The sequence below is a fragment of the Pseudoxanthomonas sp. genome, assembly GCF_051953815.1.
Classification (GTDB): Bacteria; Pseudomonadota; Gammaproteobacteria; order Xanthomonadales; family Xanthomonadaceae; genus Pseudoxanthomonas_A.
The window spans coordinates 100316-115995 of the sequence record NZ_JBQCIJ010000036.1; the positions used below are offsets into that span (position 1 = coordinate 100316).

Here is a 15680-nt window from a genome sequence, read left to right on the forward strand (position 1 = left end):
TGTCGTGTTCGTGGCGACACCGCCTGTCGTATCGTGTCCGCCCTCCAATCGGGAAGACGGGCATGAAGGCAATCGGGCTGGGACTGGCGGTGTTCATCGGCATGCTGTTGCCGTTGCAGGCGTTGATCAATGCCTCGCTCGGGCGTCAGACCTTCGGGCCGCTGTTCGCCGCGCTGTTGTCGTTCGCCGTCGGTACCGGGGTGTTGGCGCTGTGGTGGCTGGCGACCCGGCCGAGCTTCGACTTCGCCGCGCTGGCGCGGGTGCCCTGGTGGGCCTGGACCGGCGGCGCCATCGGCGCGATCTATGTCGCCGCCGCGACCCTGCTGATTCCGCGCATGGGCGCCGCGCCGCTGATCTGCCTGGTGGTGTTCGGGCAACTGGTCGGTTCGCTGCTGCTGGATCATTTCGGCGTGCTGCACGCGCGCCAGCCCATCGACGGCACCCGCGTGATCGGTGCGCTGCTGGTGATCGCCGGCGCGCTGCTGGTGGTGCGTCCGTGGCAGACGCCGGCGGGATGAGCGCCGCGATGGCGGACACGCGCCTGCAGGGTCTGCCACCGCAGGCGGACGCGGATTGCCGGGTGCTGGTCCTGGGTTCGATGCCGGGCGCGGCCTCGCTGGCGGCGGCGCGCTACTACGCGCATCCGCGCAACCGGTTCTGGCCGCTGATGGCGGTGCTGTGCGGCGTCGATGCCGGGCTCGACTATCCGTTGCGGCTGGCGGCCCTGCGCGCGGCAGGCGTCGGCCTGTGGGACGTCATCGGAACCTGCGAGCGTCGTGGCAGCCTGGACGCGGACATCGTCCGCGGCAGCGAAACCGCCAACCCGCTGGTGGACTGGCTCGCGGGCCGGCCGAGCGTGCGCGCGGTGGCGCTGAACGGCGGCAAGGCGGCGGAGGCGTTCCGGTGCCATGTCGCCCCGACCCTGCCAGTGGCGCTGGCCGAGCGCCTGGTGCTGCATGCGCTGCCTTCCACCAGCCCCGCCAACGCGGCTTTCGGGCTGGAACGCCTCGCCCGGGAGTGGAGCGTGCTGATTCCCCATCTGGATCGTCCCTGACGAAGGTCATGCTCCCGTCCGGCAGGTGCGGGAAGCGGGGCGCGCTGGCATCCTGCCGGCAAACGAGCTCCCGGAGGCCGTCATGATCCGTTCCGTCCCCCGTCTTTCCCTGCTGTGCCTGGCCGTGCTGTCCGGGTTCGCCGCGTCGGCGCACGCCAAGGACGTCCGCTGCGAAATCGAAAGCGACTACGACATGACCGTCAACGAGCGCAGCGTGATCTTCACCCGCGAAAGCGGTGTGCCCAAGGCCATCGTGATGCGCCAGGGTCGCCTGTTCGTGGACGACCGCTGGGTCCAGGTCAACGACGACGATCGCCGGCGCCTGCTCGATTTCGAGCGCGGCGCGCGCACCGCGATGCCGCTGGCGCACGAGATCGGCCGCGATGCCGCCGACATCGCGTTCACCGCGCTCGGCGAAGTCGCCGCCGGCATCAGCAACAACCCCGATCGCACCCGCAAGTCGCTGGACAAGGCGCGCAAGGCCATCGATCAGGGCATCGCGCGTTCGATCAGTGCCAACCGCTTCAACAGCCAGGACCTGGACAAGGGCATCGAACGCGCGGTGGGAGAAGTGATGCCCAGCGTGATCGGCGACATCGTCGGCGGCGCGATCACCGCGGCATTGACCGGCGATGCGGATCGGCTCGATCGCATGGAAGGGCTGGACCAGCAGGTCGAAGCGCGGGTGGCGCCCCGCGCCAAGGCGCTGGAAGCGCGTGCGGAAAAACTGTGCGCGCAGATGCGCGCGATGGAGCGGCTGGACAATGCGCTGGCGTATCGTCTCCCCGGCGGACAGGCGCTGAATCTGCTGGAAGAAAAGCCCGACCAAAGGCATACCACCGGCGACTGACAAGGCGCCCATGCCGTCGCGCGCGCCGCAACAGGCGATTCCAGCGGTCCCCGGCCGAAAATAATTGCCCCCAGAGGTTGGCGCACCGGGCGGGGATGGCCACAATAGGGGTTCCCCTATTGGCAAGTGATCGCTGGAGTTCCCTCATGGCCGAAATCAAGGAAGCGCGTGTTCCCGACATCGGTGGCTACAGTGACGTTCCCGTCATTGAAGTGCTGGTCGCCGTTGGCGATACCGTCGCCAAGGATCAAGGCCTGGTCACTCTGGAGTCCGACAAGGCGACGATGGAAGTGCCGTCGGCCTTCGCCGGCGTGATCAAGGAACTGAAGGTCAAGCTGGGCGACGAACTGGCCGAAGGCTCGGTCGTGGCGCTGATCGAGGTGGCCGAAGGCGCCGCCGCGCCGGCCCCCGCCGCACCGAAGGCCGAGCCGGCCAAGGCCGAACCGGTCAAGACCGCCGAAACCGGCGCCAGGGTCGAGCCGGTGGCCGTGGCCGCCACCCCGGACAAGCTGACCCAGCGCGAGATCGCCCAGGAAGCCGCCGCGCCGGCCGCGCCGCGCGCGCTCGAAGACAAGCCCGGCATCGATCCGGAAGCGGTGCCGCCGCGCACCCCGCCGGTGGAATTCAACGCCGATCGCGTGCTGCCGTCCAAGGTGGCCTACGCCAGCCCGGCCGTGCGCCTGTTCGCGCGCGAGCTCGGCGTCGACCTGGACCAGGTCAAGGGCAGCGAACGCGGTGGGCGCATCAGCAAGGAAGACGTGCAGCGCTACGTCAAGGCCGCCCTGTCCGGCGGCGCGCCCGCCGCGACCGGCGCCGCGCCTGCCGCCGGCGGTGGTGGCGGCCTGAACCTGCTGCCGTGGCCGAAGGTGGATTTCAGCAAGTTCGGCGAAGTCGAAGTCCAGCCGCTGTCGCGCATCAAGAAGATTTCCGGCGCCAACCTGGCGCGCAACTGGGCGATGATTCCGCACGTCACCCAGCACGATCACGCCGACATCACCGATCTGGAAGCGCTGCGCGTGGCGCTGAACAAGGAAAACGAGAAGGCCGGCATCAAGCTGACCATGCTCGCGTTCCTGATGAAGGCCAGCGTCGCCGCGCTGAAGAAGTTCCCGGAGTTCAACGCCTCGCTGGACGCCAGCGGCGAGAACCTCACGCTCAAGAAGTATTTCCACATCGGTTTCGCCGCCGACACGCCGAACGGCCTGGTGGTGCCGGTCATCCGCGACGTCGACAAGAAGGGCGTCAACGAACTGGCCGCCGAAACCAGCGAACTGGCCAAGAAGGCGCGCGACGGCAAGCTCGGCCCGGCCGACATGTCCGGCGGCTGCTTCTCGATTTCCTCGCTCGGCGGCATCGGCGGCACCGCCTTCACCCCGATCGTCAACGCGCCGGAAGTGGCCATCCTCGGCGTGTCCAAATCCTCGATCCAGCCGGTGTGGGACGGCAAGCAGTTCGCCCCGCGCATGCTGCTGCCGCTCTCGCTGAGCTACGACCACCGCGTCATCGACGGTGCCTCCGCCGCGCGCTTCACCGCGTACCTGGCGCAACTGATGGGCGACCTGCGTCGCGTGCTGCTGTAAGCGGGGACTGAAACCATGGCGAACACGATTGAAGTCAAAGTCCCCGACATCGGCGGTTACGACGATGTGCCGGTCATCGAAATCCTGGTTGCCGTCGGCGACACGGTGAAGAAGGACCAGGGCCTGGTCACGCTGGAATCGGACAAGGCCACGATGGAAGTCCCTTCCTCGGCGGCCGGCGTGATCAAGGAACTGAAGGTCAAGCTGGGCGACGCCCTGTCCGAAGGCAGCGTGGTGGCGGTGCTGGAAGTCGAGGGCGCCGCCGCGGCGCCGTCCGCGCCCGCCGCCCCTCCGGCCGCGCCAGCCAAGGCGACCGCGCCCGCCGCTCCGGTTGCGGCGGCCCCGGCGCCTGCCGCGCCGTCCGCTCCCGCACCAGCGGCGGGCGGCACCCTGGAAGCAAAGGTGCCGGACATCGGCGGCTACAACGACGTGCCGGTGATCGAAATCCTGGTCGCGGTCGGCGACACGGTGAAGAAGGACCAGGGCCTGGTCACGCTGGAATCGGACAAGGCCACGATGGAAGTGCCTTCGCCGGCCGCCGGCGTGGTGAAGGAACTGAAGGTCAAGCTGGGTGACACCCTGTCCGAAGGCAGCGTGGTGGCCGTGCTGGAAAGCGGCGACGCCGCGCCGGCCGCCACCGTCGCGCCGGCCAGCAAGCCGCCGGTCACGCCGTCGCATCGCGCGCCGGCCGAACCGGCCGCGCCCAAGCCCGCATTGGGTACCGGCAGGCAAGCTGACATCGAATGCCGGATGGTGGTGATCGGTTCCGGTCCCGGCGGCTACACCGCCGCGTTCCGCGCCGCCGACGTCGGCCTGGACACCGTGCTGGTGGAGCGCTACGAATCGCTGGGCGGCGTCTGCCTCAATGTCGGCTGCATTCCGTCCAAGGCATTGCTGCACGCCGCCGCGCTGATCGATGAAACCGCGCACTCGGCCGACATCGGCATCGAGTTCGCCAAGCCGAAGATCGACCTCGACAAGCTGCGCGACTTCAAGCAGAACCGCGTGGTCGGCCAGTTCACCAAGGGCCTGGCCGGCATGGCCAGGCAGCGCAAGGTGCGCACGGTGCAGGGCGTGGCGAAGTTCGTGTCGCCGCACGAACTGGAAATCACCGGCAGCGACGGCAAGACCCAGCTGCTGCGCTTCGAGAACTGCATCATCGCCGCCGGTTCGCAGGCGGTGAAGCTGCCCAACTTCCCGTGGGACGATCCGCGGGTGATGGATTCCACCGACGCGCTGGCGCTGCAGGAAGTGCCGAAGAAGCTGCTGGTGGTCGGCGGCGGCATCATCGGCCTGGAAATGGCGACGGTGTACCGCGCGCTGGGCAGCGAAGTCACCGTGGTCGAGTTCATGGACCAGCTGATGCCCGGCGCCGACAAGGACCTGGTCAAGCCGCTGGCCGACCGCCTGAAGAAGCAGGGCGTGGCCGTGCACCTGAAGACCAAGGCGGCCAAGGTCGAAGCTTCCAAGAAGGGCATCACGGTCTCGTTCGAGAGCGCCACCGAAGGCCAGAAGCCGGAGCTGGAATCCGGCACCTGGGATCGCGTGCTGGTCGCGGTGGGCCGCTCGCCCAACGGCGGCAAGCTGGACGCCGACAAGGCCGGCGTGACCGTCACCGATCGCGGCTTCATCCCGGTGGATCGGCAGATGCGCACCAACGTGCCGCACATCTTCGCCATCGGCGATCTGGTCGGCCAGCCGATGCTGGCGCACAAGGCCACCCATGAAGGGAAGCTGGCGGCGGAAGTGGCCGCGGGCGAGAAGAAGGAATGGGTCGCGCGGGTGATCCCGTCGGTGGCCTACACCGATCCGGAAATCGCCTGGGTCGGCGTCACCGAGACCGAAGCCAAGGCCAAAGGCCTGAAGATCGGCGTCGGCAAGTTCCCGTGGGTCGCCTCGGCGCGCGCGGTCGGCATCGGTCGTGGCGAAGGTTCCACCAAGCTCATTTTCGATGAGGAAACCCACCGCATCATCGGCGGCGGCATCGTCGGCGTGCACGCCGGCGATCTGATCAGCGAGATCGCACTGGCGATCGAGATGGGGGCCGAAGCCGGCGACATCGGCAGCACCATCCATCCGCACCCGACGTTGAGCGAGACGGTGGCGATGGCGGCCGAAGTCTACGAAGGCACTATCACCGATCTGTACATCCCGAAGAAGAAGTAAGCGCGCCGCTTCGCGGAACCAGAAAACCGCCCGTCCCGGGCGGTTTTCTTTTGGGGCTCATCCGGCAGCGGCAGCGGCACCGACGCAGCCTTGATCAGTGCCGTCGAGCGAAGGCAGGGCGTCGATCCGTCAGGCCGGCACCGCCGCGTTCGCGCGTTCCGCGCGGCGGCGCTCGATCCGCTTCCAGACCTTTTCATGGAAATGGAAGACGACCGTGTTGCAGGCCGGTTCCACCAGCGCCAGCGCGCCGCCGACCAGCCAACTGCCGGTGAACGCCCAGCCCAGCAGGAAGGCCACGGTGAAGTGCAGGGAGGCGAAGGACAGGGTCTTGGTCACGGGCGACCTCACGGCATGAATGAGAGTGATTCTCATTATGGAGACGGCCGCGCCGAAATCCAATGATTCATTCCTGGCCGTTCCATAGGCCTTACCTATGAATTCAGAACGCCAGCGTTACCCCGGCAATCGGTCCCTTGAACCGCTGATCCAGCCCCAGCAAGCCGTCGCTACCGGCGCGCTCGACGTCCAGCTTGAACCAGTCATAGCCGGCGAACAGCCCGAAATGCGGCGTGAAGCGATACTCGACCAGCGCGTTGGCGCGGGTGATGCTGCCATCGTAGTCGCCGAAATCCCCCCAGCCCGCATCCAGGTACTGGCCCTGCAGGTTGAACAGCCACTTCTCGTTGGGCGTGGCGGTCAGCCGCAATCCCACCACCGGCGCGTAGCCGTCGTCGCTGCTGCGGGTTTCATAGCGGTTCTCGCCGGCTTCCGCGTACAGGCGGCCCTCCAGCTTGGCCCACTCGGCGCCAATCTGCAGGCCAAGATTGAATTTGTCCGTATCGACCACCGCGTAGTCGTACATCAGGCTCGCCAACTGGAACTTGGCCTTGCCCTTGGCGAAGCTGCCCGCGGGGATGGTCACGTCGTCATACGAGAGATCCTGGCCCAGCGTGGCCCGGCGGTCCTTGTCGTATTGGAAGTAGTCGAAGATCAGACGATGCCGCTGGCCCAGCCGGAATACACCGTCGATGCGCGGCACGAGTTCCTTGCCGCCGAAATCGAAATCCTGCGAAAACCGCAGATCCTGGCCCTGGAAGCGGGTCCGACCGCTGAGCACGCCGCTGGCGTCGACGTCCATCGCACCCAGCCTGAGAGTGAAGCGGTCCGGTTCCTGTGCCTGCGCGGAGGGCAGGCCGAGCGCGCCGGCGACCAGCAGCAGCGGAAGGGAAGCCCGAAGATTCATGCCCGTGTCTCCTGAACGGTGAACAGGCTTTCCACCCTCGGCGTTCCCCGGTGGACGCGAAGTGAAACCGTGGTTCTCGCGGCGTGAAAATGCGGACGCCGGAAAGGGCGAAGCCCCGGGCCAGGAGCCTCGGGGCTTCTAAAGGTCTGCTCGGAGCATCGGACGAGGAAGTTGGGTCGCAGACCTTGCAAGGAGGACTGACCGGGGTGGTTCGTCAAAGTTCCGCAAAAATTGCGATAAAAATATGAACAGGGGGCGGATCGCCTAGTCCCGGCGGCAGGGACTGGAAACGGTTACCGCCATAATCCGCGGCGCCGGCCATCCACGGACGCATATAGGCAGAACTTTACGACCTTCGGCGGTTGTCCCGCAAAATGCGCCCCTGCTATACTTTTGCGGCTCGGCGAGGCGCTCCCAGGCCTTGTTACCGCCACGAAACCCCGTAGGACCTACCGTGCTGAATTCCGTCGCTGCGGGCCGGCGGCTGGCATTGCGCGCAACGGCTTTCCAGCTGGGTGCGGTGCTGCTGGTCGCGATGGCCTTCCTGCTCTGGGGGAAATCCCAGGCGCTGGCGGCCGCGGTCGGGGGGCTGGCGATGGTGGCGGGGGGATGGTTCGCCGCCCGGCTTGCGTTCGGCGCCGGGGTGACCGGCGCGGGGACCGCGATGATGCGGTTGCTCGCCGGGATGTTGGTCAAGTGGGTCACGGTTGTTGTGGTGCTGCTGCTGGGCATCGGAGTGTGGAAGCTTCCGCCTCTGGCCCTGATAGCCGGCACGCTGACCGGGATGGCGGCACAGGCGCTGGCGATGGCCAGGCTCCGATAAAGAATTCTTATTAGCAGGATCTAGGACACATGGCGGGCGAGGAAACACTGACACCCACCGGTTACATCCAGCACCACCTCCACAACCTGACGTTCCAGGTTCAGGAAGGCGGGTTCTGGGCCATCCATCTGGACACCATCATCACCTCGGTGCTGATGGGCCTGTTGATGGTCTTCATGTTCTGGCTGGCCACCCGCAAGGCGACCTCGGGCGTCCCGGGCAAATGGCAGGCCTTCGTCGAAATCATGCTTGAGTTCGTCGACAAGCAGGCGCGCGACACCTACCACGGCACCAGCAAGCTGGTGACGCCGATCGCGATCACGCTGTTCTTCTGGATCCTGTTGATGAACCTGCTGAAGATGATTCCGGCAGACTTCATCGCCAAGCCCCTCGAACTGATGGGCGTCCACTACTGGAAGCCGGTCCCGACCGCCGACGTCAATGCCACCCTGGGCATGTCGATCAGCGTGTTCTTCCTGATGCTGTTCTTCGCGCTGCGCTCCAAGGGCCCGATCGGCTTCACCAAGGAGTTCCTGACCGCGCCGTTCGGCAAGTGGATGATGCCGTTCAACCTCATCCTCAACATCGTCGAGTGGCTGAGCAAGCCGATCTCGCTGGCCATGCGACTGTTCGGCAACATGTTCGGCGGCGAGATCGTGTTCCTGCTGATCTGGGTGCTCGGCGGCGCCGGCATCGTCGGCGCGCTCGCGGGCGGCGCCTTCGGCCTCGGCTGGATGCTGTTCCACCTGCTGGTCATTCCGCTGCAGGCCTTCATCTTCATGATGCTGTCGATCGTGTACCTGAGCCTGTCGGAAGACAGCCACTGATTTCGCTTCACCCTTTGCAACTTAAACATTCCACCCTTTAGCAATTTAGTTCCGGAGAAAACCATGGAAACCGTTCTGACCACCCTCGCTCAAGTTCAGGCCTCCACCGTCCTCGCCATCGGCATCATGATCGGCCTGGCCGCTCTGGGCGCGGGTCTGGGCCTGGCCATCATGGCCGGCAAGTTCCTGGAATCGGCCGCGCGCCAGCCGGAACTGATCCCGGTCCTGCAGGTCCGCATGTTCATCACCGCCGGCCTGATCGACGCCGCGTTCATCATCAGCGTCGCCGTGGGCCTGCTGTTCGCCTTCGCCAACCCGCTGGCCACCGCGTTCACCGAGCAGCTGGCCAAGCTGGCCGGCGGCTGATCAGCGGTTTCTGAGTGGCGGGCGCCGGACTTCCGCACGCCCGCAACGAAGATAGAAGGGTGGGGGGACCGCGTGTTTCCCGCCCATCACCACTGGCAGAGCTAAACCCATGAACATCGGTCTGACCCTATTTGCCCAGGCGCTGGCGTTTGCCGGTTTGATCTGGATCATCGCGACCAAGATCTGGCCGCCGCTGCTGAACGCGATCGAAGAGCGTCAAAAGAAGATCGCCGAAGGCCTGGCTGCCGCGGATCGCAGCCAGCGCGAACTCGCGGTGGCCGAAGAGAAGGTCAACGAGGCCCTGAAGGAAGCCCGCGTCAAGGCGAACGAAATCATCGATCAGGCGCACGCCCGTGCCAACCAGATCGTCGATGCCGCCAAGAACGAGGCGATTGCCGAAGCCAACCGCCAAAAGGCGCTGGCCGAAGCCGAGATCGAGGCCGCCGCGACCCGCGCCCGCGAGGACCTGCGCAAGCAGGTGTCCACGCTGGCCGTGACCGGTGCCGAGAAGCTGCTGCGCCGCGAAATCGATGCCAACGCCCACAAGGCGCTGCTCGATGAACTGGCCGCAGAGATCTGACGGGACCGCTGAACGATGAGCCAGGCCCTAACCGTCGCCCGTCCTTACGCCCGCGCTGCGTTTGCCGCCGCGCGTGACGAAAGCGCCCTCGCCGCGTGGTCCGACGCGCTCGGCTTTGCCGCGCGCGTCGCCGCCGATCCGCGGGTCGCCACGTTGCTGCCCAATCCGGAACTGCCGCAGGCCCAGGCCGTCGCGCTGCTGGCCCCGGAAGGCGCCAGCGAGTCGTTCGGCCGCTTCCTGTCGCTGCTGGCGGAGGCTCGCCGCCTGCCCCAGCTGCCGGAAGTCGCCGCGCTGTTCGAGGAACTGCGCGCCGAAGCCGAGCATGTCGTCCGCGCCAAGGTCACCTCGGCGGTGGCGTTGCCGGCCGGCGAGCTGGACGCGATCAAGGTCGCGTTGAAGAAGCGCCTGGGTCGCGACGTCGTGGTGGAAACCGCCATCGACGAATCGCTGATCGGCGGCGCGGTGATCGACGCGGGCGACGTGGTCATCGACGGCTCGCTCAAGGGCAAGCTGTCGCGCCTGCAGACGGCGCTCACGCACTGACAAGAAACGCAGGGTGGGCTCCGGCCCACCGAACATGATGGTGGGCCGAGGCCCACCCTACAGGAAACCAAAATGGCTACCACGCTCAACCCCTCTGAAATCAGCGATCTGATCAAGAACCGCATCGAGAAGGTCAAGCTGGCCGCGGAATCGCGCAATGAAGGCACCGTCACCAGCGTGTCCGACGGCATCGTGCGCATCTTCGGCCTGGCGGACGTGATGCAGGGCGAAATGATCGAACTGCCGAACAACACCTTCGCGCTGGCGCTGAACCTGGAACGCGATTCCGTGGGCGCCGTGGTGCTGGGCGACTACGAACACCTGCGCGAAGGCGACGTCGCCAAGACCACCGGCCGCATCCTGGAAGTGCCGGTCGGCCGCGAACTGCTCGGCCGCGTGGTCAACGCGCTGGGCGAGCCGATCGACGGCAAGGGCCCGATCGACGCCAAGCTGACCGCGCCGGTGGAGCGCGTCGCCCCGGGCGTGATCTGGCGCAAGTCGGTCGACCAGCCGGTGCAGACCGGTTACAAGTCGGTCGACGCCATGATCCCGATCGGCCGCGGCCAGCGCGAGCTGATCATCGGCGACCGCCAGACCGGCAAGACCGCGATGGCCATCGACGCCATCATCAACCAGAAGGGCACCGGCATTAAGTGCGTGTACGTGGCGATCGGCCAGAAGGCCTCGTCCGTCGCCAACGTCGTGCGCAAGCTGGAAGAGAACGGCGCGCTGGCGCACACCATCGTCGTCGCCGCCACCGCTTCCGAGTCGGCCGCCATGCAGTACATCAGCGCCTACTCCGGCTGCACGATGGGCGAGTACTTCCTGGATCGCGGCGAAGACGCCCTGATCGTGTACGACGATCTGTCCAAGCAGGCCGTGGCCTACCGTCAGATCTCGCTGCTGCTGAAGCGCCCGCCGGGTCGCGAAGCCTACCCGGGTGACGTGTTCTACCTGCACAGCCGCCTGCTGGAACGCGCCGCGCGCGTGTCCGAGGAGTACGTCGAGAAGTTCACCAACGGCGAAGTGAAGGGCAAGACCGGTTCGCTGACCGCGCTGCCGATCATCGAGACCCAGGCCGGCGACGTGTCCGCGTTCGTGCCGACCAACGTCATCTCGATCACCGACGGCCAGATCTTCCTGGAAACCGACCTGTTCAACGCCGGTATCCGCCCCGCCGTCAACGCCGGCATCTCGGTGTCGCGCGTCGGTGGCGCCGCCCAGACCAAGATCATCAAGAAGCTGTCCGGCGGCATCCGCATCTCGCTGGCGCAGTACCGCGAGCTGGCGGCGTTCGCCCAGTTCGCCTCGGACCTGGACGAAGCCACCCGCAAGCAGCTCGAGCGCGGCCAGCGCGTCACCGAACTGATGAAGCAGAAGCAGTACGCGCCGATGCCCATCGCACTGCAGGCCCTGTCGATCTACGCCGTCAACGAGGGTTACATCGATGACGTGCCGGTCAGCAAGATCCTGGCGTTCGAAGAAGCGCTGCACGCGCACTTCACCAACACCCAGGGCGAGCTGATCGAGACGATCAACAAGACCGGCAACTGGAACGACGACATCGAAGGCGCCTTCAAGAAGGGCATCTCCGAGTTCAAGAAGACCGGAACCTGGTAAGGCGACGGGGGCGGAGGTCCGGGGTTGGGGATTCGCTGTCGCGTTGACCCCATCCCGAACCACGAATCCCGAATCACGAGCGAAGCGAGCGAAAGATGGCAGGCGGACGCGAAATCAAAACCAAGATCAAGAGCGTGCAGAACACCCGCAAGGTGACGCGCGCGCTCGAGATGGTCTCGGCTTCCAAGATCCGGAAGGCGCAGGACCGCATGAAGACCTCGCGCCCGTACGCGCGTGCGATGAAGCAGGTCATCGGCCATCTGGCCCAGGCCAACACCGACTACAAGCATCCCTTCATGGTCGAGCGGCCGGAAGTGAAGCGGGTCGGCTACATCGTCATCTCGTCCGATCGCGGCCTGGCCGGCGGCCTCAACAACAACCTGTTCCGCAAGATGCTGGGCGAAGTGCGCGGCTGGCAGGACAAGGGCGCCGAGGTCGACGTGGTCACCATCGGCCAGAAGGCCTCGGTGTTCTTCCGTCGCGTCAAGGTCAACCTGGTGGGCAGCGTTTCCCATCTGGGCGACAGCCCCAAGCTGGATCAGCTGATCGGCGTGATCAAGGTGATGCTGGACGCCTACACCGAAGGCAGGCTGGATCGCGTGTTCGTGGTGTACAACGGTTTCGTCAACACCATGACCCAGCGCGCCTCGTTCGACCAGCTGCTGCCGCTGCCGGCCTCGGAAACGCAGGTGGCCCACCACGACTGGGATTACATCTACGAACCCGACGCCGCGACGGTGCTGGACCACGTGATCACCCGCTACATCGAGGCGCTGGTGTACCAGTCCGTACTGGAGAACCTGGCGTCCGAACACGCGGCGCGCATGGTGGCCATGAAGGCCGCCAGCGACAACGCGACCAAGCTGATCGGCACCCTGAACCTGGTCTACAACAAGGCCCGCCAGGCGGCGATCACCCAGGAAATTTCCGAAATCGTCGGCGGCGCGGCGGCAGTCTGACGCGCGTAGCCACAAGAATTCATCTAGAGGAATGCAGCAATGAGTCAGGGCAAGATCGTTCAGATCATCGGTGCGGTGGTTGACGTCGAATTCCCGCGCAGTGAAGTGCCGAAGGTGTACGACGCGCTGAAGGTCGAAAACACCGCCATCACGCTGGAAGTCCAGCAGCAGCTCGGCGACGGCGTCGTGCGCACCATCGCCCTCGGTTCCACCGACGGCCTGAAGCGCAACCTGGTCGCCGTCAACACCGGTCGTGCCATCTCGGTGCCGGTGGGCAACGGCACCCTCGGCCGCATCATGGACGTGCTGGGCACGCCCATCGACGAAGCCGGCCCGGTGCAGGCCAGCGACCACTGGGAAATCCACCGTGCGGCCCCGTCGTACGAAGACCAGTCCTCGGCCAACGACCTGCTGGAAACCGGCATCAAGGTCATCGACCTGATGTGCCCGTTCGCCAAGGGCGGCAAGGTCGGCCTGTTCGGCGGCGCCGGCGTCGGCAAGACCGTCAACATGATGGAGCTGATCAACAACATCGCCAAGGCGCACAGCGGTCTGTCCGTGTTCGCCGGCGTGGGCGAGCGTACCCGCGAGGGCAACGACTTCTACCACGAGATGAAGGACTCCAACGTCCTCGACAAGGTGGCGATGGTGTACGGCCAGATGAACGAGCCGCCGGGCAACCGCCTGCGCGTCGCCCTGACCGGCCTGACCATGGCCGAGTACTTCCGCGACGAGAAGGACGCTTCGGGCAAGGGCAAGGACGTGCTGCTGTTCGTCGACAACATCTACCGCTACACCCTGGCCGGTACCGAAGTGTCGGCACTGCTGGGCCGCATGCCGTCGGCGGTGGGTTACCAGCCGACCCTGGCCGAGGAAATGGGCGTCCTGCAGGAACGCATCACCTCGACCAAGACCGGTTCGATCACCTCGATCCAGGCCGTGTACGTGCCCGCGGACGACCTGACCGACCCGTCGCCGGCGACCACCTTCGCCCACCTCGACGCCACCGTCGTGCTGTCGCGCAACATCGCCTCGCTGGGTATCTACCCGGCCGTGGACCCGCTGGACTCCACCAGCCGCCAGCTCGACCCGAACGTGATCGGCCACGAGCACTACGACACCGCCCGCCGCGTCCAGGCCACCTTGCAGAAGTACAAGGAACTGAAGGACATCATCGCGATCCTGGGCATGGACGAACTGTCCGAAGAGGACAAGCAGGCCGTGTCGCGCGCGCGCAAGATCGAGCGCTTCTTCAGCCAGCCGTTCCACGTGGCCGAAGTGTTCACCGGTTCGCCGGGCAAGTACGTCGCGCTGAAGGACACCATCCGCGGCTTCAAGGCGATCGTCGACGGTGAGTACGACCACCTGCCGGAGCAGGCGTTCTACATGGTCGGCAGCATCGAGGAAGCGGTCGAGAAGGCCAAGAAGATGGGCGCGTAAGCGTCCTCTTCCGGGAATCGAGAATAGGGAATCGAGAATCGCAGAGGCGTAGCGCGCGGAACGAGAAGCAGAAGGGAGAGCTGATGGCTGTCCATTCCCGATTCCCGATTCCCCGTTCCCGCCTCGCGACAGCGAGGAATCATGAGCACCATCCGTTGCGACATCGTCAGCGCCGAGCAGGAAATCTTCCACGGTGAAGCCACCCTGGTCGTCGCCACCGGCGAACTCGGCGAACTGGGCATCGCGCCCAAGCACGCGCCGCTGATCACCCGCCTGAAGCCGGGCAAGGTGGTGGTGACGCTGCCGAACGGCGAGCACCTGGATTTCGCCATTTCCGGCGGCATCCTGGAAGTGCAGCCGCAGGTCGTCACCGTGCTGGCCGACACCGCGATCCGCGCCCAGGACATCGACGAAGCCTCGGTCCGCAAGGTCAAGGAAGAAGCCGAGCGCGTCCTGGCCAACAAGGACCCGAAGATGAGCGCCGAGGAAGCCCAGGCCCAACTGGCCATGAGCATCGCCCAGCTCAGCGCGCTGGAACGCCTGCGCAAGAACCTGAAGCACTGAGCGCGGCGGGAGCACACTCCCGTCCGTCATCTGAAAAACGCCGGCCTAGCCGGCGTTTTTCTTTTCCGCAGCGGCGCCTTCGTGCTCATGCAACGACTGGCGATCGCCGAGCAACGCATGCATGGGCTGCCGGGGCTCGGCGGCGACATCGAAATTCAGCCACGACAGCAGCATCTGCACGCCGACGATGATCGGCAGCGCCGCCAGCATCACGGTGCCGGCGGTGGCGGGGACGCCGCTCTCGCTGGAGGCGATCCACTGCCAGACGCCAAAGGCACCACCCGCCAGCAACAGCAATGCCCCCAGCCCCAGCTCCACGCTGGCGACCGAGAAGCCGCGCAACAAGTAGCTGTAGCCGATTCTGCGGATCGTGTTGTGCAGGTGCCCGCGCAGGAACGGACCTACCATCCGCTGGGGTCGCAGGCTGCTCGGCTCGCCTTCATAGCATGCCTGCATGGGCACATCGACCACGACGGCGCGGATCTGGTTGAGGTGGTAGAGCAGATCCGACTCGAAGAAATAACGACGGGCGATGCGATCCAGTTCCAGTTCCGCCAACAGCTCGCGCCGGATCGCGGTGAAGCCGTTGGTGGGATCGGTGATCTGCCAATAGCCGCTGGAGAGCTTGCTCATGAAGGACAGCAGGGCGTTGCCGATGAGGCGCAGCCCCGGCATGCCCCGGGTGAAGGCGATGCGGTGGAAGCGGTTGCCCTTCGCATAGTCGGCCTGCCCGGCCAGCAGGGGACCGGCGATGCGCCGGATCAGTCGTGGATCCATCTGGCCATCTCCATCCAGTTTTATCACCGCGTCGGCGCCGCTGGTGAGGGCATGTCGATAGCCGGTGAGCGTCGCGCCACCCACGCCCTGGTTGTGCGCGTGGGTGATGACTTCGACCCTCGGATCCGTGCATTGCTCGCGTACCCAGGCGCCAGTCTGCTCCGGACAGGCATCGTCCACCACGTAGATCCAGCCAACCTCCGGACCGATGCCCGCGATCACCTGCAGGATCTGGGCGCGGACACGGTAGCTCGGGATGACGACGGCGATGCGGTGGTCAGGAATCAT

General features: G+C 66.1%; 17 protein-coding genes. 14 read left to right on the plus strand and 3 right to left on the minus strand.

Annotation, left to right across the window (positions count from 1 at the left end; translation table 11 throughout):
* The first annotated feature begins 62 nt into the window (after positions 1 to 62).
* The 5 genes from ACTHN1_RS09785 (at position 63) to lpdA (ending at position 5650) form a co-directional block, all read left to right on the plus strand.
* Positions 63 to 518, plus strand: coding sequence for a DMT family transporter (locus ACTHN1_RS09785; protein WP_440470761.1), 456 nt, complete (start codon positions 63 to 65; stop codon positions 516 to 518).
* Entirely contained in the window at positions 515 to 1054 is a 540-nt protein-coding gene (locus ACTHN1_RS09790; protein WP_440470762.1) for a DNA-deoxyinosine glycosylase, read from the plus strand. The genes ACTHN1_RS09785 and ACTHN1_RS09790 overlap by 4 nt, the downstream gene beginning before the upstream one ends.
* Before the next feature lie 82 nt (positions 1055 to 1136).
* Complete coding sequence (locus tag ACTHN1_RS09795) at positions 1137 to 1904, plus strand: DUF2884 family protein (protein WP_440470763.1); 768 nt, start codon at positions 1137 to 1139, stop codon at positions 1902 to 1904.
* Between the two features lie 146 nt (positions 1905 to 2050).
* Positions 2051 to 3484 (plus strand): dihydrolipoyllysine-residue acetyltransferase, encoded by a 1434-nt coding sequence (locus ACTHN1_RS09800; RefSeq protein WP_440470764.1) that lies wholly within the window; start codon positions 2051 to 2053, stop codon positions 3482 to 3484.
* A gap of 15 nt (positions 3485 to 3499) precedes the next feature.
* The gene (gene lpdA, locus ACTHN1_RS09805) at positions 3500 to 5650 is read left to right on the plus strand and encodes a dihydrolipoyl dehydrogenase (RefSeq protein WP_440470765.1); all 2151 of its coding nucleotides are present in this window, start codon (positions 3500 to 3502) and stop codon (positions 5648 to 5650) included.
* A gap of 129 nt (positions 5651 to 5779) precedes the next feature.
* On the opposite strand, the gene ACTHN1_RS09810 is transcribed toward lpdA, so the two are convergent.
* The gene (locus ACTHN1_RS09810; protein WP_440470766.1) at positions 5780 to 5986 is read right to left on the minus strand and encodes a DUF2061 domain-containing protein; all 207 of its coding nucleotides are present in this window, start codon (positions 5984 to 5986) and stop codon (positions 5780 to 5782) included.
* A 103-nt stretch (positions 5987 to 6089) separates the two neighbouring features.
* Positions 6090 to 6893 carry a hypothetical protein gene (locus tag ACTHN1_RS09815; protein WP_440470767.1) on the minus strand — a complete coding sequence of 268 codons (804 nt, stop codon included), beginning with the start codon at positions 6891 to 6893 and terminating at the stop codon, positions 6090 to 6092.
* Positions 6894 to 7347: 454 nt separating this feature from the next.
* Between ACTHN1_RS09815 and ACTHN1_RS09820 the strand changes: the two genes are divergently transcribed.
* The 9 genes from ACTHN1_RS09820 to ACTHN1_RS09860 all read left to right on the plus strand — a co-directional run bounded on the left by ACTHN1_RS09820 (position 7348) and on the right by ACTHN1_RS09860 (position 14615).
* Positions 7348 to 7716: a hypothetical protein gene (locus ACTHN1_RS09820; protein ID WP_440470768.1), complete on the plus strand. Its 369-nt coding sequence runs from the start codon at positions 7348 to 7350 to the stop codon at positions 7714 to 7716.
* Between the two features lie 29 nt (positions 7717 to 7745).
* Positions 7746 to 8543: a F0F1 ATP synthase subunit A gene (gene atpB, locus ACTHN1_RS09825; protein WP_141454327.1), complete on the plus strand. Its 798-nt coding sequence runs from the start codon at positions 7746 to 7748 to the stop codon at positions 8541 to 8543.
* Positions 8544 to 8606: 63 nt separating this feature from the next.
* Positions 8607 to 8909 (plus strand): F0F1 ATP synthase subunit C, encoded by a 303-nt coding sequence (gene atpE / locus ACTHN1_RS09830; RefSeq protein WP_141454326.1) that lies wholly within the window; start codon positions 8607 to 8609, stop codon positions 8907 to 8909.
* Between the two features lie 109 nt (positions 8910 to 9018).
* On the plus strand, positions 9019 to 9489 hold the full coding sequence (locus tag ACTHN1_RS09835; protein WP_295377011.1) for a F0F1 ATP synthase subunit B: 471 nt from the start codon (positions 9019 to 9021) through the stop codon (positions 9487 to 9489).
* Between the two features lie 15 nt (positions 9490 to 9504).
* Entirely contained in the window at positions 9505 to 10032 is a 528-nt protein-coding gene (locus ACTHN1_RS09840; RefSeq protein WP_440470769.1) for a F0F1 ATP synthase subunit delta, read from the plus strand.
* Between the two features lie 72 nt (positions 10033 to 10104).
* Entirely contained in the window at positions 10105 to 11652 is a 1548-nt protein-coding gene (gene atpA / locus ACTHN1_RS09845; protein WP_440470770.1) for a F0F1 ATP synthase subunit alpha, read from the plus strand.
* A 95-nt stretch (positions 11653 to 11747) separates the two neighbouring features.
* Positions 11748 to 12611, plus strand: a complete 864-nt coding sequence (gene atpG / locus ACTHN1_RS09850; RefSeq protein ID WP_440470771.1) for a F0F1 ATP synthase subunit gamma — start codon at positions 11748 to 11750, stop codon at positions 12609 to 12611.
* A 39-nt stretch (positions 12612 to 12650) separates the two neighbouring features.
* Complete coding sequence (atpD, locus tag ACTHN1_RS09855; RefSeq protein WP_295377399.1) at positions 12651 to 14051, plus strand: F0F1 ATP synthase subunit beta; 1401 nt, start codon at positions 12651 to 12653, stop codon at positions 14049 to 14051.
* A gap of 141 nt (positions 14052 to 14192) precedes the next feature.
* The gene (locus ACTHN1_RS09860; protein ID WP_183640762.1) at positions 14193 to 14615 is read left to right on the plus strand and encodes a F0F1 ATP synthase subunit epsilon; all 423 of its coding nucleotides are present in this window, start codon (positions 14193 to 14195) and stop codon (positions 14613 to 14615) included.
* A 45-nt stretch (positions 14616 to 14660) separates the two neighbouring features.
* Here ACTHN1_RS09860 and ACTHN1_RS09865 read toward each other — a convergent pair whose 3' ends face one another.
* A complete protein-coding gene (locus tag ACTHN1_RS09865; protein ID WP_440470772.1) occupies positions 14661 to 15680 on the minus strand; it encodes a glycosyltransferase family 2 protein in 1020 nt (339 codons plus the stop codon).